This window comes from Pyxidicoccus sp. M15 (assembly GCF_056858435.1).
In genome coordinates, this window is sequence record NZ_CM166495.1 from 9,097,216 (window position 1) to 9,119,589 (window position 22,374).

Consider the following 22,374-nt stretch of genomic DNA (forward strand, 5'->3'; position numbering starts at 1 on the left):
GTGTCAAACCCTCTCCAGGATGGCGGCGATGCCCTGCCCCACGCCGATGCACATGCTGACGAGCGCGTAGCGGCCCCCGCCGAGCTGAAGCTGCCGCGCGGCCGTCAGCGCCAGGCGCGCACCCGAGGCCCCCAGCGGATGGCCGACGGCGATGGCGCCTCCGTTCGGATTCACCCGGCTGTCGTCCTCGGCCAACTCCAGCAGCTTGAGGCAGCCCAGCACCTGCACCGCGAAGGCCTCGTTGATTTCGATGACGTCCAGGTCCGCGAGCGACAGCCCGGCCCGCTCCAGCGCCTTGCGCGAGGCGGGCACCGGCCCCAGCCCCATGGTGCGCGGCGGCACCCCGGCCACGGCCGCCGAGACGATGCGCGCCAGCGGCTTGCACCCGGCCCGCTCGCCCACGCCCAACGTGCCCACCAGCAGGGCCGCGGCCCCGTCGTTGATGCCCGAGGCATTGCCTGCGGTGACGACGCCGTCCGGCGCGAGCGGCTTCAGCGCGGCCAGCTTGTCGAGCGTGGTGTCCGGACGGGGGTGCTCATCCACCGCCACCGTGGTGACGGCGCCCTTGCGGCCCGGCAGCTCCACGGGCAACAGCTCCCCGGAGAAGAACCCCGCCTTCAGCGCGGCGGCGTACTTCTGCTGCGAGGCCAGCGCGAAGCGGTCACTCGACTCGCGGCCCAGGCCCAGCTCGCTCGCGATGTTGTCCGCCGTCTCCGGCATGGTGTCGTCACCGAAGCCCGCCACGAGGCGCGGGTTGGGAAAACGCGCGCCCATCGTCGTGTCGTAGATGCGCGCGTCGCGACTGTAGGCGGACTCGGCCTTGGCCAGGGCGAAGGGCGCGCGGCTCATGCTCTCCACGCCGCCCGCGACGAACAGCTCGCCCTGCCCCGCCGTGGCGGCGCGCGCCGCGTCCAGCACCGCCGCCAGGCCGCTGCCGCACAGCCGGTTGACGGTGAGGCCCGCGACTTCGATGGGCAGTCCCGCGAGCAGCGCGGCATGCCGGGCCACGTTGCGGCTGTCCTCGCCCGCCTGATTGGTACAGCCGGCGATGACGTCCTCCACCTCGTGCGGCTCGAAGGGACCGCGGGCGAGCAGCGCCCGGATGACGCCGGCGAGCAGGTCATCGGGGCGCACCGGGGCCAGCGTTCCGGCGTGGCGGCCGAACGGGGTGCGCAGTCCGTCGTAGAGATAGGCGCTCATGCGATTCATCCCTCCGGGGTGAGCAGCGACACGCCGAGGCGCGCTCGGCGGGAGAGCCACGGACTGGCGCGGTAGCGCGGGTCTCCCGTGGCGGTGTGCAGGGCCTCCAGCGCCTTCAGCACGCGGCCCGGGCCCAGTGCGTCACCCCAGGCCAGCGGCCCATGTGGGTAGCCGAGCCCGAGCGTGACGGCGGCGTCGATGTCCTCCGGGCTGGCGATGCGCTGCTGCGCGATGTCACAGGCGATGTTGACGAGGGTGGCCAGCACGCGCTGGGAGACGAAGCCCGGGCTGTCGTGGATGCGTGACACCGCCGTGCCGTCCGCCGCGAGCAGCGCCAGCGCCGAGTCCAGGAACGCGGGCCGCGTCACCGGCGTCGTCATCGCCGTGCGACGGCGCTCCGGGCCGAAGAGCAGGTCCACCGCCACCGTGCGCTCGGGGTCCACGCCCAGCGCCAGCGCCGTGGTGGTGGCATCGCGGCCCAGCGGCGCCACGAGGCAGAGCGACTCCGGGCCCGGTCGCGGCGCCTCGTCCCACGTCCAGCCCGCGGCCGTCACCACGTTCCGCAGCGCGTCTCGCCAGGCCGGCTCGTCGGCGCCAATCCACACCGGGCGGCGCTCGCCCTGGGGAGCGGCGGGTGCCGGCACGGACTGCTGCTTGCCGCCTTCGTGCGAGTAGAAGCCCTGCCCCGACTTGCGCCCGAGCAGTCCCGCGGCCAGCCGCTGCCGCAAGAGGTACGACGGGCGGAAGCGGGGCTCCTGGTAGAACTGCTCGTAGACGGACTCCATCACCGGATGCGACACGTCCAGCCCGGTGAGGTCGAGCAGCTCGAAGGGGCCCATGCGGAAGCCCGCGGCCTCGCGGAGGATGCGGTCCACCTCGCCGAAGGAGGCGATGCCCTCCTGAAGGATGCGCAGCGCCTCCGTGCCGAAGCCCCGGCCCGCGTGGTTGACGATGAAGCCCGGGGTGTCCGCCGCGCGCACAGGGCGGTGGCCCATGCGCTTCGCGAGCGCGACGAGCGCGGAGGACACCCACGGCTCCGTGCGCGCGCCGTCGATGACCTCCACCACCTTCATCAGCGGCACGGGGTTGAAGAAGTGGAACCCGCCGACGCGGCCGGGGTGCTCACACGCGGCGGCGATGGCCGTCACCGACAACGACGAGGTGTTGGTGGCCAGCAGGCAGTCCGGCCCGACGATTCCCTCCAGGCGCGTGAAGAGCGCGCGCTTCACCTGGAGGTCCTCGACGATGGCCTCCACCACCCCGTGGCAGCCGGCCAGCTCGGCCTCGGTGCGAAGGGGTTGGAGTCGCAGCGTCGCGGCGCGGGCCTCCTCCACGGAGATGCGCCCCTTCGCCGCCAGCGAGTCCAGCATCGCCCCGACGTTGGCGCGCGCCTCTTCCGCCGCCTGGGGACGGGCGTCGAACAGGCGCACCGTGACACCGGCCTGCGCCGCAAGCTGGGCGATGCCCCGGCCCATGGTGCCCGTGCCCACGATTCCGAGCACGAGCCCGGGCTGATTGGCGTCCAGCATCGTCAGCGTCCCTCCCCGTGGGCTTTCGCGACGGTGGCTCTGTCGCGTTTTCCCGAATTTCGCACAGCGAAATTGAGTTTCGCAAAACCTTGACCCCGTATCTACCGACTGTTTATGGTCCTTGCAATCCCACTCTTTCCAGGACCGCCATGTCTCGTTCCCCTGGCCATTCCGCGCCCACGAATGACACCGGCATCACCTCCATGGAGTCGCTGGAGCTGCTCGGCGACAGCGGCGAGGAGGAAGCGAAGGACCGGCAGTTCGTGACGGCGCTGGCGCGCGGGCTGGAAATCCTGCGGGCCTTCACGCCGCAGCGGCCGATGCTGGGCAACCAGGAGCTGGCGGCGAGCACGGGCCTGCCCAAGCCGACCATCTCCCGGCTGACGCACACGCTGACGCGGCTGGGCTACCTCACGTATTCGGAGCGGCTGGGGAAGTACCAGCTCGGCACGCGGGTGCTGGCGCTCGGCTTCGCGGCGCTGTCCAACATGGGCGTGCGCGACGTGGCGCGGCCGCTGATGCAGGAGCTGGCGGACTACGCCAACGTCCCGGTGTCGCTGGGCAGCCGCGACAGGCTCAACGTCGTCTATGTGGAGCACTGCCGCTCCACCGCCGCGGTGACGCTGCGGCTGGACATCGGCTCACGGCTGCCGCTGGCCACCACGGCCATGGGGCGCGCGCTGCTCGCCGCCCTGCCCGCGCCGGAGCGCAACTACTTCATGGACCACATGTCCAAGCGCGAGGGCGACCGGTGGCCTCGCATGCGCGAGGGCATCGAGCAGGCGCTCGCGGACTACCAGACGCACGGCTTCACCCTCTCCACCGGAGACTGGGACCGCGACGTCAACGCGGTGGGCGTGCCCTTCATCGTCCCGGACGGCGGCGGCATCCTCGCCTTCAACTGTGGCGGCCCGTCGTTCCTGATGCCGCGCCAGCGGCTGCTGCTCGATTTGGGCCCCCGCCTCGTCAACCTGGTTCGCAACGTCGAAGCGGCCATGCTGCGCCGCTAAAAGAGGAACACCCTCCCATGGCCTGTGATGAAGACACCCTGGCCCAGCTCCTCTCCACGCTGGACCGCTTCGTCAAGGAGCGGCTGGTGCCCAACGAGCACCGCGTCGCGGACGAGGACGCCATCCCTCCGGAGCTGGTGGAGGAGATGCGCGGGCTGGGCCTGTTCGGCCTCTCCACGCCGGTGGAGTACGGCGGCATCGGGCTGAACATGAGCCAGGAGGTGCAGGTGGCCTTCGTGCTCGGGCAGACGTCGCCCGCGTTCCGCTCGCTCATCGGGACCAACAACGGCATCGGCTCGCAGGGCATCATCCTGGACGGCACCGAGGAGCAGAAGACGAAGTACCTGCCCCGGCTGGCCTCGGGAGAGATTGTCGGCGCCTTCGCGCTCACCGAGCCCAACGCCGGCTCGGACGCGTCGTCGCTGAGCACCAGCGCGCGCCGCGACGGCGACGTGTACGTGCTCAATGGCACCAAGCGCTTCATCACCAACGCGCCGGAGGCCGGGCTCTTCACGGTGATGGCGCGCACCAACACCGAGGACAAGGGCGCGGGCGGCATCTCCGCCTTCCTCGTGGAGGCGGGCACGCCGGGCCTGCACATCGGCCCGCAGGACAGGAAGATGGGCCAGAAGGGCACCCACACCGCGGACGTCCTCTTCGAGGACTGCCGCGTCCCCGAGTCCCAGCTGCTGGGTGGCCGCGAGGGCCAGGGCTTCAAGACGGCGATGAAGGTGCTGGACCGCGGCCGGCTCCACATCGCGGCCGTGTGCGTCGGCGTCGCCGAGCGCCTCGTCCGCGAGAGCCTGCGCTACGCCATGGAGCGGCAGCAGTTCGGCAAGCCGATTGCCGAGTTCCAGCTCATCCAGGCCATGCTGGCCGACAGCCGCACCGAGGCCTATGCCGCCCGCTGCATGGTGCTGGACGCGGCCCGCAGGCGCGACGAAGGGCAGAACGTCAGCACCGAGGCCTCCTGCTGCAAGCTGTTCGCCAGTGAGATGGTGGGCCGCGTGGCGGACCGCGCGGTGCAGATTTTCGGCGGGGCCGGCTACATCGCCGACTACGGCATCGAGCGCTTCTACCGCGACGTGCGCCTGTTCCGCCTCTACGAGGGCACCAGTCAGATTCAGCAGCTCGTCATCGCGCGCAACATGATGCGCGAGGTGGCCTGAGCCTCCCCGGGAGAACCCATGTACCTGGCCCTTGGACTCCTCGCTGGCTTCGTCGCGCTCATGCTCGTGCTGAGGCAGTGGCTGCTGCACCGCGAGTGCGCCCCGTGCAAGAGCGAGCCCTTCGACGGGGACGTCTACCGGGTGGGCAAGGCGGCCATCGCCGAGCGCCGGAGCGACAGCCCGCACGCCACCGTCATCTGCATGCACGGCTTCGTCGCCGACATGCGCTACTTCACCGACTACTACAGCGACCCGGGCCTCCAGCTCATCCTGCTGACGAGCTGCGACTACCACGTGCCGATTACCGGCCCGCGCTTCCGCTCCGCCCCCTGGGTGAAGGTGCCCACGGAGCGGGAGGGCTCCATCCCCTACGACGCCGCCGTCCTCGTCCAGGCCCTGGAGCACCTGCCCCGCACGGACAACATCCGCGTCCATGGCCACTCGCGCGGCGGCGCCGTCGTCCTGGAGGCCGCCCGCATGCGGCCGGAGCTCTTCGAGCGCGTGGAGGTGGTGCTGGAGGCCCCCGTCCTTCCCCAGGCCCGCCCCTACACGCGCAGCACGGCCGTGCAGCTGTGGCTGCTGTCCTTCATCGTGCCGCTGTGGCGCAAGGAGCCCATCTCCCAGCGCAACCGCGGCGCGTGGGGCCCGCTGGAGAATGCACGCAAGCGCGAGCTCATCATGGCCTTCCCCTTCAACCCCAAGCGCGTGGCCACCATGGTCTCCAACCTGCGAGGGATTGATGACTGGATGCACGAGCGCGACGCCTCGCTCTACCAGTACGTCCAGCGCGGCACCGTGCTCGTCCCCGGGAAGGACCGCGTCCTCGACACCCACTCCATGATGGAGAGCGCCCAGCACGCCGGGCCCCGGCTGCGGGTGGTGGCGCTGGAGGGCTGCAGCCACTTCCCCCTGTGGGACCGACCAGAAGCGCTGCCGCCCCTCGCCTTCTCCGAGGCACGCCCCGCCGCGCGGGGTTGAGGAGGCAGGCAGGAGAGCCCTTGCAGCCACACTGGATTTGACGTGGCTCGTCGAGTTCCTGGACAGTTCGCTCGGCTGTTCTCCGAGAGGACTCTCTTCAAGTGTTCAAGCGTATCGGTGCTGGGCGTGCCCTGGTGGGGGCCACGCTGTGGCTCGTGAGTGGTTGTCAGTCGTACTCGTTTGTCGGTCATGACGAGAAGGTGAACAGCGGGACGACGGCCCCGCTGGACCTGCAGATGGCCTTCGCCGCGGGCGGAGGCGCGACGGCCGACGGGAAGCTGGTGGCCTGTGTCGGCCTGCCCGAGGGCTGGGCCGCGCCGGAAGGCACCTATACGTACAAGGAGCAGGACGGCGTCCGGGGCGTGGCGGACGCGGAAGTGACAGCCGAGGCCCAGACGGCCTTCGCCATCACCGGCTCCACCTGGCACTGCCTCACCTCCGAGCGTGTCACCGTCGACGGAGCGACGGAGACGCGCGCCTTCGCGCACCTCCAGCTTCCGGTGCCGCAGGTGGCCCAGGGGGCCTACCGCGTGACCTACCTCACGGGCTTCCGCCGCGTGAAGCCGCCGGAGACCGACGGCGGTGAGCCCACGCCGGAGCTCGCCCTCGCCGCGGACGCGGACGCGGGCGAGACGCCCACCGCGTACCAGCCCACCGACTTCTCGGGGCGGCTGGAGCGCCTGCTCCACGTGAATGTCGCGCCGGCCACCACGTTCGACCATTGGAAGGCCACGTCCTTCGGCCCCACGGGCCCCGCCGCCCAGGCGACGAACGCGACGTACGGCAACGGCCACTTCCTGGCCCAGGCCTCCGAGACGGGCCTGCTCAGCTCCACCGACGGCACCGAGTGGACGGCCTTCTCTCCGACGATGCAGGACGACGTGGAGACGGCCATCAGCGTGCGCAAGCCGGTCTTCGCCCAGGGCAGGTGGTTCGCGCTGTCGGGCGGGGCCATCGTCGTGTCCGCCGATGACGCGAAGACGTGGACGGTGGCGTACCGAGACCCGGTGCCCGAGGGAGGAGAAGCGGGCCGCAACTTCGTGGCCCTGGCCGCGAGCGGCACCCGGCTGGTGGCCACGGGCGCACAGGGGCTCATCGCGGTCTCCAGCGACGGCACCACGTGGACGGACCAGAGCGCCGACACGGACAACGTCCTGGGGAACGTGGTCGCGGGGCAGGACACCTTCTTCGCCCTGGGGCAGCCGGAGAATGGGGACCTGTCCGCCGGCAGCCTCGTGCTGCGCGCCCGGGCGGACGGCTCCGGCTGGGACACGCTTCAGGCGGAGGCACTGGCGGGCCGTGAGGTGCGAGACCTCGTGTCCGGCAACGGCCGCCTCATCGCCTTCACGTGGAAGGAGCCGCCCGAGACGGAGCCCGAGGAGACCTCGGATGGCGGCGTACCGCCTCCGACGGAGCCGTCCGGCATCCTCTTCATGTCCGAGGACCGCGGGACGACGTGGCAGCAGGTGCAGGGCGCGGTGGCGACGGGCTTCGCGCTGCCGATGGAGCCCGTGGTGGCCTTCGTGGACGACACCTTCGTGGTCAACACGGTGCGGGGCGACCTCGCGAGCCTGACCACGCTGGCGCAGCTGGAGCTGCGCGCGTCGGCGGATGGCCGGACCTGGACGTCGTACGTCACGGGGGCCGCGGGCAGCTTCACGTCCGCCTCCTTCGCCACCGGTGAGCGCACGGTGGTGGCGGTGAGTGAGAGCGTGTCGATGGTGGCCAGCCGCCGCGCCTGGGCGGGCCCCGCGTTCGTCACCGAGACACTGCCGTACGCCGTGGTGGGCAAGGCCTACAGCGCGTCCGTGGAGACGAGCGGCGGTGGCGGAGGCACGGAGCTCTCGCTGGAGGGCACGCTGCCGGCGGGGCTGGGCTTCACGGCCGGCGCCTTCTCCGGCACGCCCACGGCGGCCGGCACCTCGGCCCTCACCGTGAAGGCCCGGGACGTACGTGGCACCCAGACGTCCCGCGCCTACAGCCTGGAGGTCGTCCCGGTGCTGAGCATCGCCGCCGCCGAGCCGCCGAAGGCGACGGCGGGCAGCGCCTACGAGGCGGCCTTCGTCACGCTGGGTGGCCGCGCTCCCTTCACGTGGAGCCACACCGGCTCGCTGCCCGCGGGCGTGACGGGCGCGCAGCGGGGAGACGCGTACGTCTTCTCCGGCACGCCCACCGCGACGGGCGACTTCTCCGTTTCGATGAAGGTGACGGACTCGGCGGGCCAGAGCGCGGAGCGGGCCGTGTCGGTGCACGTCGATGCGGCGGCCAACCCCGCGCCGATGCCCGACGACGACGAAGAGTCGGACAGCTGCGGCTGCAGCGGCTCGGGCGCCGCGGGCTTCAATGCCCTGGGGCTCGCCGCGCTCGCGCTGATGCGCCGGGCTCGCCGGAAGAAGTAGCCCACCTGTCGTGACGTGACGTGACGCGGGCGCCCCCCACCCTCCCGAGGGTGGCGGGCGCCTTCGTCTTTCCGCGCCTCACGTCGGCGCACGGGGCGGGCGGCGCGGGAGGAGGACGCCTGCCGGTGGGCATGGCCACGGCGGCCGTGGTGCGCTCGGCGAAGAGCCGTCCGTCGGACTCCAGCCCGGCGCATTCCCTCGCACGGAGACCTCGCGACGATGTGGAAGGCCTTCTCCTTCCGCTTCTGGCGAACACGGCCCGTCTTCCGTGCCGGACCTCCGCCGCCCATCGTTGCTAGAACGGTGGAAGGCCTTCTCCTTCCGCTTCTGGCGAACACGGCCCGTCTTCCGTGCCGGACCTCCGCCGCCCATCGTTGCTAGAACGGCGGCATGCCTGGAGCCGCCCCCGCCCTACCCTCCTTCCGCCGTCTGCTGCTCGTCGCCTGCTGTGGCCTGCTCGCCTGCGCCCGACAGGGCCCTGGCCCCACCGCCGCGCCCCCCGAGGCGCCCCGAGGCACCGCCGCGAAGGGGGACACCTTCCCCGAGCTGGTGGACGCCATCTTCGCCGCGTCCTTCGCCTATGCGCCCTCGAGCGCCACGGCGTACGGGATGCATGAGTACGACGCGCGGCTGGAGGACCTGAGCCGGCCGCGCATCGAGGCCCGCATCCGTGAGCTGGAGTCGTTGATTGCCCGCGTGCGCGCGCTGGACCGCGGCGCGCTCTCCTTCGACGAGTCCGTCGACGCCGACGCGCTCCTCCAGTCCCTCGTCGCCGAGCACTACGAGCTGAGCGAGGTACGGGGCTGGGAGAAGAACCCCATGCTCTACGCCGGGCTGCCGGGCGGCGCGGTGGACGGGCTGATGAAGCGCGACTTCGCGCCGAAGGCGGAGCGGCTGCGCTCGGTGATTGCCCGCCTGAAGCAGGTGCCCGCCGTGTTCGCCGCGGGCAAGGCCAACGTGCAGACTCCCCCCCGCGAGTTCACCGACCTGGCCATCCGCATGACGAAGGGCTCGGTGGGCTTCTTCGAGGGCTCGGTGACGCAGTGGGCGACGGACGCCGCCGGCGGGGATGCCACGCTGAAGGCCGAGTTCGAGCAGGCCAACGCCCAGGCCGTGGCGGCGGTGAAGGACTTCGCGCGGTGGCTGGAGACCGAGCTGCTGCCCCGCTCCACCGGCAGCTACGCGCTGGGCGAGGAGCGCTTCCTCACCAAGCTGCGCCACGAGGAGATGATTGACGTGCCGCTGCCGCAGCTGCTCGCGCGCGGCGAGGCGAACCTGGAGAAGGACTACGCGGAGTTCGTGGCCACCGCGAAGCGCATCGACCCGAAGCTCACGCCCGCGCAGGTGATGGCCTCGCTGGAGAAGGACCACCCCACGGCGGAGGACCTGATTCCCTCCGTGCGCCGCTCGGTGGAGGGCGTGCGGAAGTTCCTGGTGGAGAAGGACCTGGTCACCATTCCCTCCGAGGTGCGCCCGCGCGTGGAGGAGACGCCGCCCTATGCGCGCTCGGGCAGCTTCGCGTCCATGGACACGCCGGGGCCGTACGAGACGAAGGCCACCGAGGCCTTCTACTACGTCACCCCGGTGGAGCCGGAGTGGACGGCGCAGCACAAGGAGGAGCACCTGCGCCTGTACAACAAGCCCGTGGTGGACCTCATCAACATCCACGAGGTCTGGCCCGGCCACTACCTCCAGTTCCTCTACGCGCCGCGCTTCCCCACCAAGGTGCGCAAGCTGGTGAGCGTGAGCAGCAACGCGGAGGGCTGGGCCCACTACGCGGAGCAGATGATGCTCGACCAGGGCTATGGCAACGGCGACCCGAAGCTGCGCCTGGCCCAGCTCTCCGAGGCCCTGCTGCGCGACTGCCGCTACGTCACCGGCATCAAGCTCCACACCGCGGGCTGGACGGTGGAGGACGGCGCGAAGCTGTTCCGCGAGCGCTGCTTCCAGCAGCCGGCCAACGCCTACGAGGAAGCCCGCCGCGGCGCGTACAACCCCACGTACCTCTATTACACGTACGGCAAGCTGGAGATTCAGCAGCTCGCCCGCGAGTACATGACGGCGAAGGGCGCCAGCCTCAAGCAGTTCCACGACGCCTTCGTGGCCCAGGGCAGCCTGCCCCTGCCGCTCGTGCGCCGGCTGCTGCTGCGCTGACGCTTCGCGCGCCGCGACGCCGTCCCGCGTCAGTTGCTCAGACGCTCCACCAGCCAGACGCGCGCGTAGGCCCAGTCGCGTCGGACGGTGGCGGGCGACACGGCCAGCGCCGCGGCCGTCTCCATCAGCCCCAGCCCCGCGAAGTAGCGCAGCTCCAGCATGCGGGCCAGGCGCGGCTGGAAGGTCTCCAGCTCCGACAAGGCCCGCTCCAATTCCAGCACCTCGATGTCCATGCCGGCGGGGCCCTCCACCTCCGCGTCCTGAAGGCTCAGCCGCTCCTGGGCCGCGTTGCGCCTCTGCGCCCTGCACACGCGCGCGCGGTCCACCAGCACCCGCCGCATCGCCCGGGCCGCCGCGCCGAAGAAGTGACGCCGGTGCTCGAAGGCCACCCCGCCGCTGGACAGGCGCGTCCACGCCTCGTTCACCAGCGCCGTGGGCGAAACGCGCGGGGCCGCGTGCACCAACTGACGAAGCTCCTGGTAGGCCACCGCCATCAACGCATCGCGCGCGTCCGTGTCCCCCTTGCGCGCGCCGTCCAGCAGCACCGTCAGCTCCGACGTACCCATGGTGCCCTCCAGGGCATGCGGGCGCCGCCGACCCGGAAAATCCAGCGCCCTCTCCTGACCTACGGCTTCGCCGGAATTTCTTGAGAAGGGGGAGCAATTCCCCCTCACGGGGAAAACATCTCCTCGCCCCACGGTCTGGGTTCCCACAGCGGCGCACATCCCAGGCGGTTGGACACGGCCCCCCAGGGTGATGTGGGTGTCAGCCGGGCAACGCCCCCGGTCCGCTGGTACACGGGGGCCCGCACGCAGCCGCTACACCCCTCCACCGCGTGCGCTGGAGCTTCCATGAAGACGTCGCTGCTGTCCGCCCTGCTGTCGTTGCTGTGCCTGGCTTCCGCCTCCGCCCTCGCCGAGCCGCAAGCGCCCGTCGAGGTGCAGTCGGCCCAGGCCACCCTCTCCGGGCCTCCGACGCTGACCTTCGGGACCAACTGGAGCGTGACGCTGTCCGGTCAGCCGCTGGCGGGCGGCCCGCTGAAAATCGTCTATGACGTGTCGCGCCTGCCCCACTGCCGGGGCCCCTCGTGGGCCATCACCGGCTTCATGATGACCAACCACGGCACGGTGCAGAGCTTCCCCGTCGCGGACGCCTCCACCGTGGGCAACCCGGCGGAGGCGCTGGTCAACCTCACCACCGGCGGCGAGCTGGAGGTGTGGTTCCAGGAGTCCGACGGCAACGGCTGCTCCACCTGGGACTCCAACGTCGGCTGGAACTTCCACACCCAGGTGCTCCAGGACCCGACGCTGAAGTTCAGCGAGGGCTGGACGCACTCGCTCTACGGCACGCTCCAGGGCGGCACCACCCTCATGGTGGACTACGACATCGACCGGCTGGGGCAGTGCCGCGCGTACTACCTCAACTACAAGGCGTGGGGCGTCTACGTGCACTACCGCATCAACGGCGGCGCCGAGCAGACGCAGCCGCTGACGGTCTCCTGGGGCGAGTTCAACTCGCAGTACTGGATGCAGGCCCCCGCCTTCATCCCGCTGCCCGCCGGCCCCGGCACGCTGGTGATGTGGTTCTCCAGCCAGGACCGGAAGGGCTGCCAGCAGTGGGACTCGCGCTACGGGCAGAACTACGTCTTCAACTTCTAGTGACGCGCCGCCGCTGACGCAGGAGGGCCTCCGGGGGAGGTCGACGCCCCGGAGGTTTCAGGCGGACGGCAGCCAGAGCACGAAGCGCGCCCCGCCTCCGGGCACGCGCTCGTGGCGCAGGTCCGCGCGCATGCTCCGCGCCAGCCGCCGGCACAGCGCCAGCCCCAGGCCGACGCCAGGGGCCGTCTTCGCCGCCGTCTGCACGGACTTGGAGAAGGGCTCGAAGAGCCGCCTCGCCGTCGCGGCGTCCACCCCGGGCCCGTGGTCCCTCACCGAAAGCCCCACCCGCCCCCGCCGCGTTTCGCACTCCACGTGGATGCGCCGGTCCACCGCCGGGGCCGCGTACTTGGACGCGTTGTCCACCAGGTTGAAGAGCACCTGCTCCACGGCGGACGGGTCCGTCAGCACGGCCACGTCCCCGGGCACGTCCACGCACAGCTCCATGCCCGCCTGCGCCGCCCGCTGCGCCAGCCGCTCCGTCATCCGCTCCAGCATGGCGTCCACGGCCACCCGCTCCAGGCGCGCCGGGGCGCGGCCCCTTTCAATCCGGGCGTAGGCCAGCACGTTCTCCACCAGGTGGCTCAGCCGCTCCGCCTCGCGGTGGAGGATGTCGAAGTACTCCCGCCGCCGTCCCTCGTCCGGCACCATGCCCGCGGCCAGCATCTCCGTGTACATGCGGAAGGTGGTCAGCGGCGTACGCAGCTCGTGCGTCACCGCGGAGACGAAGGCGCCCCGCCGCTCGCTGAGCGCCACCACGCCCACCAGCAGCGCCACCACCGCCACGCCCGCCAGCAGCACGCCGCTCCACGCCACCATCAACACCACGGGCAGCGTGGAGAGCGTCCCCGACGCATACCCGTCCACCGCCGCCTGCCCCGGCACCAGCCGCACCGGCAGCGCCGCCAGCATCCGGCCATCCCCCTGCGCGTCGCGGCTTCGCACCGGCTCCAGCACCGCAGAGGGCAACAGGTCCTTCACCTGCCCGAGCAGCCACGTGCGCAGCCCGGGCCAGTCCAGCCAGCAGCCCTGCACGTAGTCGCGGCCCTCCAGGCGCACGCGCCGCCCCAGCAGCAGCGTGTCCCCCACCCAGACGGCGCGCATCGCCGCGTCCGACTCGGCCTGGGGAGGCTCCTCCAGGAAGGCATTGGAGAGGTTCTGGCTCTGGCGCACGGCCTGGCTCGCGCTCCGGGAGCGGGCGCTGTACTCCATTGCGTTCTTCGACACCTGGGAGATGTCGGCCAGGGTGCTGGTGGGCTCGACCCGGGCCTGCGCACGCCGGGCCTGGAGGGGCGGCTCCGCCAGGGCCCGCCGCAGGTCCGCGCCCTGCAACAACGCCGACAACTCCCGCAGGCGGCCTTCCAGCACCGCCACCTCGGACGCGGGCAGCGGCGCGCCCAGCGCTTCGCGCAGCCCGGGCTCCACCACCTGGGGCGAGGACACCGTGCCGTCCGGGGCGAGCTGGAAGTGGAGCAGCACGTGCTCCGGCAGCGGGGCCAGCAGCGGAGACGAGAGGAAGGCGGTGCCCACGGGCATGGGCCGCCGCTGCTCATCGAGCACGCCTCGCGCGGGGGAGACGGGGCCATACGCCTCCGCCGCCACCGCGCTCTCCCGCGCCACCAGCGGCAGCAGGTCCGAGTCCAGCCGCCACAGCGCCAGCCGTGCGTTCTCCTCCCGCGCCGCGCTCTCGCGGGCCTGCCGGTCCGCGCGGTCCAGGCGGAGCGCGAAGGCGGAGAGCCACACCACGCCCGCCAATGCCAGGCACAGGCACGCGCTCACCGCAATCCAGATGCGCCAGGAGCGAATCACGACGCGGCCCCCCGCGCGGCGAACATGTAGCCCTTGCCCCGCACCGTGAGGATGACGCGCGGCTCCTCCGAGTCATCGCGCAGCTTCTCCCGCAGGCGCGCCATGGTCATGTCCACCGTGCGCGTCTGCACGCTTCTCGCGGGCAGGTGCCACACCCGCTCCAGCAACTCCTCGCGGGAGATGGCGCGCCCGGCGTTGTCGCCGAGGTAGCGCAGCGCGTCCGCCTCGCGCTCGGAGAGGTCCACCCGCGAGCCGTCGGTGAAGCTCAGCTCGCGCCGCTCCACCTCGAAGTGGCCGCCCGGGAAGTCGATGCGCACCACCCCCGCGGGCCGCTCCGCCGAGCGCCGCAGCACCGCCCCCGCGCGGGCCAGCAACTCCCGCACGGAGAAGGGCTTCACCACGTAGTCATCCGCGCCGAGCTTCAGGCCGTTGACGCGGTCCTCCTCCTGGCCCCGGGCGGTGAGAATGATGACGGGCAGCGTGGGCCGGCTCCCGCGCACCGCGCGGAGGAGGTCCAGCCCATCACCGTCGGGGAGGACCAGGTCCAGCAGCACGAGGTCCACCGGGATGCGCTCGGCCAGCCGCTGACCCTCCTCGCGCGCCCCGGCCTCGAGGACCTCGTAGCCCTCGAAGCGCAGGGCATCCACGATTCCGCGCCGGATGGCGGGGTCATCCTCCACGACGAGCACTCGGCGCGCGGCCATGGCGGCACTCTACTCCAGGGTGAGCTGGCGCTTCTGCGCCTCGCGCTGGACGACCTGGCCGATGGCGCCCTCCAGCGTGTCTTCGCCCTTGGAGGCCTGGGCCTTGCGCGCCTCGGCGAGGAACTTCTGGCGCTCGGCGTTGAGCGTCTGGATGCGCTGCTGGATGTCCGCGCGCTCCTGCTCGCGGGCCGCGAGCCACGCCTTGCGGCCGGCGGCGTCCAGCCCGCGCATGGGCTCCGGCAGGTCCTCGGCGCGGACGGTGGCCACGTCCACCTGGTTCTTCTTCACCGCGTCCACCAGGTCCCAGCTCTCGTTGGAGTAGTTGCGCGACGACTTGGCGACGGAGCGCGACACCATGTTGGAGATGGACACGCCGAGCGAGTTGCTGTCCTGCGCCGCCTGGCGCATCTGGGCCTGCTCGCCGCCCGCGCCATAGGCCACGTACGTCTTGTTCAGCTCCCCGCCCAGCCGGGCAATCTCCGAGTCCTGCGGCGCGGCAATCTCCACCACGCGCTGGTTCTGGTCGATGTTGAGGTAGCTGCCGTCCGCGAGCACCGCCGCGTCCTTCCAGCCGCCGGAGATGCCCTCCTCGTAGCCGCCGCAGTGGAGGGTATTCACGGTGATGCCCCGCTCCCTGGCCGACTTCACGGCGTCATGGAAGTCCACGGGGCCCTGGGTGAAGGGCTCGTTGCCGGCGACGAAGATGAGGCGCATGGCGTTCGGGTCCTTGCTCCAGGCCAGGTGCCTGGTGGCGTCCCGGATGACCTGGCCGCAGTGCTCGGAGCCGCCGGAGGTGCGCAGCGAGAAGAGGTGCTCGGAGATGAGGTCCAGGTCCGTGGTGAAGGGCACCACCTGGCGGATTTCGTCCCGGTTGGCCCCCCGGTCCGTGTTGCCGTAGGCGTAGAGCGCGAGCTGGAGCTGCGGCGCCACGCCGTTGCGCTTCGCGTGGGCGAAGCGGTTGACGATGTTCCACAGCTGCGTGCGGGCCTGGTCGAGCAGGCCGTCCATGCTGCCGCTGGTATCGAGGAGCACGGCAATCTGGATGACGGGCTGGTTCTGCACCGCCGTCGCGACGGGGGCCACGTCCGGCTTCGGCAGCGGCGCGGGCACGGTGGACGGCGGCACCGGGCGCGCGGGGGGCGTGCCGGGGCCGGGGGCCGGCGTGCCCAGCAGGAGGGCGGAGACCGCGAGCACCGCGGCGGAGCCAAGGATGATGGGGAGCTTGAGGGCCGGTTTCATCGTGCGTCCTTTCGTACGGCGGTGCCTGTCCGGGCACGCTGAGAACAGTACGGATGGACGACCCAAAGGGGTGTAACCAGCTTGTAACCGGAGGCCTGTGGCTACCGCTCGTCCCAGAGGAAGGCCAGCTCCAGCTCGAGGGCCTCGAAGGGCTCCGCCCTGACCGGGCCATTCCCTTCATACGTGGCGAGCAGTGCGTAGCCCGTCGCATCCCACCGGAACACCTCCAAGGTGCGCGGCTTGGGGTCCAGCAGCCACACATGCCGGACGCCTTCACGCGCGTAGATGGGGAGCTTCTCCTTCCGGTCCAGGCTCTTCGTGGAGGGGGAGAGCACCTCGCAGACCCAGTCGGGTGCCACCGTGTAGGCCACATGGCTCGTGGGCCTGGGCAGCCGTTCGCGACTCCAGCCGGCCAGGTCGGGAACGAGGACGTCCTCGCCCAGGTGGAGCTCGGGTTCCTGGAGCAGCACCCAGCCGCCCGGCCCGTTTCTTCCCCGGCCAAACGGTCCTTCCAATTCGAAGCCAAGTTGGAAGGCTGCGACTCCATGAGCCCCCGCCGGACGGGGACTGGCATACAGCACCCCGCCGATGAGCTCCCCGACCACGTTGTCGGGAAGCGCCTCCAGGTCCGCGTAGGTCGCCGGTTTCCGTTCCATACCCCGCCCATGTTCCCCAACGCCCGTCTCCAGTTCCATGCGTGCGGAGATAGCACCGGGGTCTGACGTATCAGGGCGTCACCTCCACGCCCACCCCTACAGGTTGTCCCCGAAGAGCACGGAGCGCAAGGCCTCCCGGAACCGGGCGTCCTGAATCAGCGCCTACCGCTCGTCCCAGAGGAAGGCCACCCGCAGCTCGATGGCCTCGAAAGGCTCGGCCCGGAGAGGGGCGCTCCCTTCGTGCATGGCCAGCAGCCTGTAACCCGGGTCCTCCAACCGGAACACCTCCACGGTTCGGGCCTTGGGCTCCACAAGCCACACGTTTCGCACGCCTTCACGTGCGTAGATGGGGAGCTTCTCCTTCCGGTCCAGGCTCTTCGTGGAAGGAGAGAGCACCTCGCAGACCCAGTCCGGCGGTACCGAGTACGCCACATGGCTCGTGGGCCTGGGCAGCCGCTCGCTGCGCCATGCAGCCAGATCCGGAACCAGGACATCCTCGCCCAGGTGAAGCTCGGGCTCGTACAGCACGACCCAGCCTCCAGGGCCGCCCACTCCCCAATCGAACGGCCCACCCAGTGCGCCCATCAACCGGGAGCCCGCCACGGAATGCGGCCCCGCCGGCCGGGGGCTGGCGTACAGCACTCCGCCAACAATCTCTCCGATGAGATTGTCGGGAAGCGCCTCCAGGTCCGCGTAGGTCGCCCGTTTCGGTTCCATACCCCGCCCATGTTCCCCAACGCCCGTCTCCAGTTCCATGCGTGCGGAGATAGCACCGGGGTCTGACGTGTCAGGGCGTTACCTCCACGCCCTCCCCTACAGGTTGTCCCCGAAAAGCGCCGAGCGCAAGGCCCTCACGTCCCCCGAGTCATCAACTCCTCCACCACCTCGCGCACTTCACGGAGCCGCGAGGGGTCCGTCACCGCGACGAAGATGGTGTCATCTCCCGCCACCGTGCCGGCGAGCCCCGGCACGTCCGGCTCCCTGTCCAACGCCAGCGCGAACACCTGCGCGTAGCCGGGCGCCGTCTTCAGCACCAGCAGGCTCGGCGGCGCCTCGATGATCTTCAGCCACGGCCGCACCGGCGCCGGCACCGGCGGGGCCTCCACGCGCTGATAGCGCCCCGCCACCTTCTGCACGCCCAGCTTCTTCAGCCGCCGCGACAGCGTGGACTGGCTCGGCGCCTCACCCTCCGCTTCCAACAGCTCCTGCAGTACCGCCTGATCGCTGATCTCCCGCTCGGAGATGAGCCGCAGGATGGTCTCGTCCAGGTTCATTCATCCACCATGCATTTGCGTGAATATTCATGCAAGGGTCTGCATGAAGATTTTGGGAACAAGAGGCTTGCGCGCTGCGTCTTCTTGCATAATATCCGCGCCTCCCAAAGAGGATGCACGCATTTTCGTGCATATGCACCCACCCATGCATCCGGCCAGCAGCCGGTTGGAGCACAGGCCCATGAAGCACGTCACCCACATCCAGGACCTCGGGCCCGAGGGCGTCGAGGCGGTGCTCGCGCAGGCGGCCGCGTGGAAGCTGAAGGGACCGGGGCAGCCGCTGTTCCCCGGCGCCATCCTCGGCATGGTGTTCTTCAACCCGTCGCTGCGCACGCGCACCTCGTTCGAGGCCGTCATGCTGCGCGGGGGTGGCAACGCCATCATCCTCGACGTGGGCTCCGGCGTGTGGAAGCTCGAGCACCGCGAGGGCGCGGTGATGAACGCGGACCGGGCCGAGCACCTCAAGGAGGCCGCGCCCGTCCTGTCGCGCTTCGTGGACATGCTCGGCGTGCGGACCTTCTCGCAGGGCGGCGGCGACGAGGAGGACGAGGTCGACCCCATCATCGGCGCCTTCCGCAAGTGGGCCACCGTGCCGGTGGTGAGCATGGAGTCCGCGCGCGAGCACCCCTGCCAGGGCCTGGCCGACGTGCTCACCCTGCGCGAGAAGTTCGGCAGCACGAAGAAGCTGCCGGTGACGCTCACCTGGGCGCCGCACATCAAGCCGCTGCCCAAGGCCGTCCCCAACTCCTTCCTCCTGAGCACCGCGGCCGCGGGCTGCGAGGTGCGCGTGGCGCATCCTCCCGGCTTCGAATTGCACCCCGCCGTGCGCGCGGAGGCGGAGGCGTACGCGAAGGCCACCGGCGGCATCATCACCTACACCCATGACCAGGACGAGGCGCTCGCCGGCAGCCGCGCGGTGTACGCCAAGTCGTGGGGCCCGTCCGCCGCGGCGGCGTACTCGCCCAACGACGTCAACGCGCTGCTCGCGTCCTACTCCGGGTGGATGCCCACGCTGCGCACCATGTCCCGCGCCGCGAAGGACGCGGCCTTCCTCCACTGCCTGCCGGTGCGCCGCAACGTGGAGGTGGCCGACGAGGTGCTGGACCACCCGAGCAGCCGTGTGGTGGACGAGGCGGGCAACCGCTACCACGTCCAGCGCGCCCTCCTCCACTGGATGCGCTCGCAGTCGCGCTGAAGCAGCGCCCCCGCCTCCCTTCCTTCCTTCCAATTTTTTCGAGGTGCCCCGTGCCCCTGTCTCCCGACCCGTACTCCGCGCTCCGCCATGCCGCGCGCTACGTGCAGCAGTTCCGCCGCAAGACCTTCGTCGTGAAGCTCGGCGGCGCCATGCTGAGCGACCCGAAGCTGCGCCGCTCCGCGTGCGAGCAGATTGCCCTGCTGTGGACCTTCTCCATCCGCCCCGTCGTGGTGCACGGCGGCGGCCCGGAGCTGGACACGCTGTGTGACGCCCTCCACCTGCCCATTGAAAAGGTGGCCGGCCGCCGCGTCACCTCCGCGCCCGTGCTGGACGCGGCGAAGATGGTGCTCGCGGGCAAGCTGCACACGGACCTGCTGGCGGACCTCCAGGCGGCGGGCGTGCCCTCGGTGGGCCTGAGCGGCGTGGACGCGGGCCTCATCAAGGCGCGCAAGCGTCCTCCCGTCATGGTGACCGAGCCCGGCGCCACCGAGGGGAGGCTCGTCGACTACGGCCTCGTCGGTGACATCGAGTCGGTGGACACGCGGGTGGTGGAGCACCTGCGCTCGGCGGACTACGTGCCGGTGGTGGCGCCCCTGTCGGGCGGGGCCGACGGCGCCGTCTACAACACCAACGCGGACACGGTGGCCGCGGCGCTCGCGGTGGCGCTGTCGGCGGAGAAGCTCTTCTTCCTCGTCCAGGTGCCGGGCCTGCTCAAGGATTTGAACGACCCGACGTCGCTCGTCACGCTGGCCAACCTCACGGACCTGGCCTCCATGGAGAACACGGGCGCCATCTCCGGCGGCATGCGGCCCAAGGCGCACGCCATCCGCCACGCGCTCGTCGGCGGCGTGGGCAGCGTGCACCTCGTCAGCGGGGTGCTGCCCAACGCGCTCCTGGAGGAGGTCTTCACCAACGAGGGCAGCGGCACCATGGTGGTCCGCGAGTCCGCGCCGAAGCCGGCCGGGGCCGTGGGATGAAGGCGGCGGAGCTGCTCCAGGCGCTGGTGGCCATCCCCAGCGTGTCGGGTGACGAGGGCCGCATCGCGGACACCGTGTCCGCGTGGGCCGAGGGCTGGGGCGCGCGCGTCCAGCGGAAGGGCCACAACGTGTGGTTCTCCGTCGGGAGCGGGCCGCGCCGGCTGCTCGTCAACTCGCACCTGGACACGGTGAAGCCGTGCGCCGGGTGGACGTACGCGCCGCACGCGCCCGAGTGGCGCGACGAGCGGCTGTACGGCCTGGGCAGCAATGACGCCAAGGGCTGCGTGGCGGGGATGCTCCTCACCGCCCGCGCCCTGTTGACCGAAGGAGCCACCACCGGAGGCGAAGTCATCTTCGCCTTCACCGCCGAGGAAGAGACTGGAGGCCAGGGACTGGGAACGATGCTGTCCGAGTTGGGGCCGCTGGACGCGGCGATTGTCGGCGAGCCCACGGGCTTGAAGCCCTGCACCGCGCAGCGCGGGATGCTCCTGCTTCGGTGCACCGCGCACGGCAGGAGCGGCCACGTGGCGCACGCGCACAGCACGCCGGCCCTCAACGCCATCCACCTGGCGGCGGTGGACATCTCCGTCCTGTCGGAGCTGCGCTTCCCGTCGCACCCGCTGCTGGGCGAGGCCCGCGCGCAGGTGACGCAAATCAGTGGCGGCCTGGCGCGCAACCAGGTGCCGGACAAGTGCGAGTTCTTCGTGGACCTGCGCACCACGCCGGCCATGGACCACGCGGCGGTGGCGCAGCAGGTGGCCGGCGCGCTGAAGAGCGAGGTGCAGGTGCACTCGGCGCGCTACCTGCCGAAGGCGACGGGGGCGCAGCAGCCCATCGTCCGCGCCGCGGTGGCGGCGTCGGGCGCGGAGCCGGTGGGCTCCAGCACCACGTCCGACTGGGCCTTCCTGGGCGACCTTCCGGCGGTGAAGGTGGGCCCGGGCGACACCCTGCGCAGCCACCAGGCGGACGAGTACCTCACCCGGGCGGAGCTCGAAGCGGGCGCCGCCTTCTACACGCGCCTGGTGCGCGGCTACTTCGAGGAGGTGGCCCGTGGCTGACACGCTGTGGGGAAAGGGCACGCCGCTGGACGCGGCCATCCACCGCTTCACCGTGGGCAATGACCCGGTGACGGACCTGGCGCTGGCGCCTCACGACGCGCTTGGCAGCGCCGCGCACGCGCGGATGCTGGCGCACGTGGGCCTCCTGCGCGACGACGAGGCGAAGACGCTGGTGGCGACGCTGAAGGCGCTGCACGACGAGGCGCGTGCCGGCGCGTTCGCCATCCGCCCGGAGCAGGAGGACGGCCACACCGCGCTGGAGGCGGCGCTCGTGGAGCGCGCGGGCGAGCCCGGCAAGCGCATCCACCTGGGGCGCTCGCGCAACGACCAGGTTCAGCTCGCCATGCGCCTGCTCCTCCGCGAGGAGGTGCTCGCCATGGGCGCGCGCGCCGTGGAGCTGGCCGGGACGTTCCTGGACTTCGCCGAGGCGCACGCGGCCGTGGCCCTGCCCGGCTACACGCACCTGCGCCGCGCCATGCCGTCCACCTTCGGCCTGTGGGGCATGGCCTTCGCCGAAGGACTGCTGGAAGAGCTGGAGGCGCTGCGCGGCGTGTGGGCGCGGCTGGACCGCTGCCCGCTGGGCGCGGCGGCGGGCTTCGGCGTGCCGCTGCCCATCGACCGGGAGTACGTGGCGTCGCTGCTCGGCTTCAGCCGGGTGCAGCGCAGCCCCATCGACGTGCAGAACAGCCGGGGCCGGCACGAGGCGGCGGTGCTGGGGTGGGCCTGCTCGGTGGCGGGCACGCTGGAGAAGTGGCTGTGGGACGTGCAGCTCTACAGCATGGACGAGTTCGGCTTCCTGGCGCTGCCGGACGCGTTCACCACGGGCTCGTCCATCATGCCGCAGAAGAAGAACCCGGACGTGGTGGAGCTGGCGCGCGCCCGCTGCCGCGAGCTGCGCGGAATCTCCCACCAGGTGGAGGCGGTGGCCGGTGGCCTGCCGTCCAGCTACCACCGCGACTTCCAGCTCTTGAAGTCCCCCACCCTCGCCGCGCTGGGCTCCATGAAGGAGCTGCTGGACGTGCTCGCCCGGCTGGTGCCGGCCCTTCAGGTGAAGGCCGAGGCGGCCGCTCGCGCCAGTGACGACTCGCTGTACGCGGCGCACCACGCCTACGCGCTGGTGGCCCGGGGCCTGCCCTTCCGCGACGCCTACCGCCAGGTGGGACGAGAAATCGCGGACGGAACGTTTCATCCGGACCGCGGGGCGCTGACCGCCACGCACCTGGGCGGCGCCGGAAACCTGGGCCTGCCGCAGGCCCGTGAGGAGCTGGCCGCCGCGCGCGCCTGGCTCGACGACACCCACCGCGCCGTGGCCTCCGCCACCGCGCGCGTGTGGGCGCTGTGAACCCCTTCCCCGTGAGGAGTGACGAC

19 protein-coding genes are annotated in these 22,374 nt (G+C 71.4%); 10 read left to right on the forward strand and 9 right to left on the reverse strand.

Annotated elements, in window-relative coordinates; all coding sequences use genetic code 11:
- Positions 1-3: 3 nt before the first annotated feature.
- Together ACX9TP_RS33520 and ACX9TP_RS33525 are read right to left on the reverse strand one after the other, a co-directional pair.
- On the reverse strand, positions 4-1,200 hold the full coding sequence (locus ACX9TP_RS33520; RefSeq protein ID WP_482974714.1) for a 3-oxoadipyl-CoA thiolase: 1,197 nt from the start codon (positions 1,198-1,200) through the stop codon (positions 4-6).
- A gap of 5 nt (positions 1,201-1,205) precedes the next feature.
- Positions 1,206-2,729: a 3-hydroxyacyl-CoA dehydrogenase gene (locus tag ACX9TP_RS33525; protein WP_482974715.1), complete on the reverse strand. Its 1,524-nt coding sequence runs from the start codon at positions 2,727-2,729 to the stop codon at positions 1,206-1,208.
- A gap of 149 nt (positions 2,730-2,878) precedes the next feature.
- Between ACX9TP_RS33525 and ACX9TP_RS33530 the strand changes: the two genes are divergently transcribed.
- The 5 genes from ACX9TP_RS33530 to ACX9TP_RS33550 all read left to right on the forward strand — a co-directional run bounded on the left by ACX9TP_RS33530 (position 2,879) and on the right by ACX9TP_RS33550 (position 10,439).
- Positions 2,879-3,739 (forward strand): IclR family transcriptional regulator, encoded by an 861-nt coding sequence (locus ACX9TP_RS33530; protein ID WP_482974716.1) that lies wholly within the window; start codon positions 2,879-2,881, stop codon positions 3,737-3,739.
- A gap of 17 nt (positions 3,740-3,756) precedes the next feature.
- Entirely contained in the window at positions 3,757-4,908 is a 1,152-nt protein-coding gene (locus ACX9TP_RS33535; protein ID WP_482974717.1) for an acyl-CoA dehydrogenase family protein, read from the forward strand.
- Between the two features lie 18 nt (positions 4,909-4,926).
- Entirely contained in the window at positions 4,927-5,886 is a 960-nt protein-coding gene (locus tag ACX9TP_RS33540; protein ID WP_482974718.1) for an alpha/beta fold hydrolase, read from the forward strand.
- A 101-nt stretch (positions 5,887-5,987) separates the two neighbouring features.
- A complete protein-coding gene (locus tag ACX9TP_RS33545; RefSeq protein ID WP_482974719.1) occupies positions 5,988-8,285 on the forward strand; it encodes a putative Ig domain-containing protein in 2,298 nt (765 codons plus the stop codon).
- A 390-nt stretch (positions 8,286-8,675) separates the two neighbouring features.
- Positions 8,676-10,439, forward strand: coding sequence for a DUF885 domain-containing protein (locus tag ACX9TP_RS33550; RefSeq protein WP_482974720.1), 1,764 nt, complete (start codon positions 8,676-8,678; stop codon positions 10,437-10,439).
- Between the two features lie 29 nt (positions 10,440-10,468).
- Here ACX9TP_RS33550 and ACX9TP_RS33555 read toward each other — a convergent pair whose 3' ends face one another.
- On the reverse strand, positions 10,469-11,005 hold the full coding sequence (locus tag ACX9TP_RS33555) for an ECF-type sigma factor (protein WP_482974721.1): 537 nt from the start codon (positions 11,003-11,005) through the stop codon (positions 10,469-10,471).
- Positions 11,006-11,290: 285 nt separating this feature from the next.
- Between ACX9TP_RS33555 and ACX9TP_RS33560 the strand changes: the two genes are divergently transcribed.
- On the forward strand, positions 11,291-12,097 hold the full coding sequence (locus tag ACX9TP_RS33560) for a DUF6209 family protein (RefSeq protein ID WP_482974722.1): 807 nt from the start codon (positions 11,291-11,293) through the stop codon (positions 12,095-12,097).
- 57 nt (positions 12,098-12,154) lie between these two features.
- Here the strand turns inward: ACX9TP_RS33560 and ACX9TP_RS33565 are convergent, their stop codons facing one another.
- The 6 genes from ACX9TP_RS33565 to ACX9TP_RS33590 form a co-directional block, all read right to left on the reverse strand.
- Entirely contained in the window at positions 12,155-13,903 is a 1,749-nt protein-coding gene (locus ACX9TP_RS33565) for a sensor histidine kinase (RefSeq protein WP_482974723.1), read from the reverse strand.
- Positions 13,900-14,607, reverse strand: a complete 708-nt coding sequence (locus ACX9TP_RS33570) for a response regulator transcription factor (protein WP_482974724.1) — start codon at positions 14,605-14,607, stop codon at positions 13,900-13,902. The genes ACX9TP_RS33565 and ACX9TP_RS33570 overlap by 4 nt, the downstream gene beginning before the upstream one ends.
- A 9-nt stretch (positions 14,608-14,616) precedes the next feature.
- The gene (locus ACX9TP_RS33575; RefSeq protein WP_482974725.1) at positions 14,617-15,846 is read right to left on the reverse strand and encodes a vWA domain-containing protein; all 1,230 of its coding nucleotides are present in this window, start codon (positions 15,844-15,846) and stop codon (positions 14,617-14,619) included.
- 101 nt (positions 15,847-15,947) lie between these two features.
- Entirely contained in the window at positions 15,948-16,502 is a 555-nt protein-coding gene (locus ACX9TP_RS33580; protein ID WP_482974726.1) for a Uma2 family endonuclease, read from the reverse strand.
- A 162-nt stretch (positions 16,503-16,664) separates the two neighbouring features.
- Positions 16,665-17,219: a Uma2 family endonuclease gene (locus ACX9TP_RS33585; RefSeq protein WP_482974727.1), complete on the reverse strand. Its 555-nt coding sequence runs from the start codon at positions 17,217-17,219 to the stop codon at positions 16,665-16,667.
- A gap of 134 nt (positions 17,220-17,353) precedes the next feature.
- Positions 17,354-17,776, reverse strand: a complete 423-nt coding sequence (locus ACX9TP_RS33590) for an arginine repressor (RefSeq protein WP_482974728.1) — start codon at positions 17,774-17,776, stop codon at positions 17,354-17,356.
- A 181-nt stretch (positions 17,777-17,957) separates the two neighbouring features.
- Between ACX9TP_RS33590 and ACX9TP_RS33595 the strand changes: the two genes are divergently transcribed.
- The 4 genes from ACX9TP_RS33595 to argH are packed head-to-tail and all read left to right on the forward strand — an operon-like array spanning position 17,958 to position 22,348.
- Complete coding sequence (locus tag ACX9TP_RS33595) at positions 17,958-18,971, forward strand: N-acetylornithine carbamoyltransferase (RefSeq protein ID WP_482974729.1); 1,014 nt, start codon at positions 17,958-17,960, stop codon at positions 18,969-18,971.
- A gap of 50 nt (positions 18,972-19,021) precedes the next feature.
- Entirely contained in the window at positions 19,022-19,948 is a 927-nt protein-coding gene (argB, locus tag ACX9TP_RS33600; protein WP_482974730.1) for an acetylglutamate kinase, read from the forward strand.
- Positions 19,945-21,006, forward strand: coding sequence for a M20/M25/M40 family metallo-hydrolase (locus tag ACX9TP_RS33605; protein WP_482974731.1), 1,062 nt, complete (start codon positions 19,945-19,947; stop codon positions 21,004-21,006). The genes argB and ACX9TP_RS33605 overlap by 4 nt, the downstream gene beginning before the upstream one ends.
- A complete protein-coding gene (argH, locus tag ACX9TP_RS33610; protein ID WP_482974732.1) occupies positions 20,999-22,348 on the forward strand; it encodes an argininosuccinate lyase in 1,350 nt (449 codons plus the stop codon). The genes ACX9TP_RS33605 and argH overlap by 8 nt, the downstream gene beginning before the upstream one ends.
- The last annotated feature ends 26 nt before the right edge of the window (positions 22,349-22,374 follow it).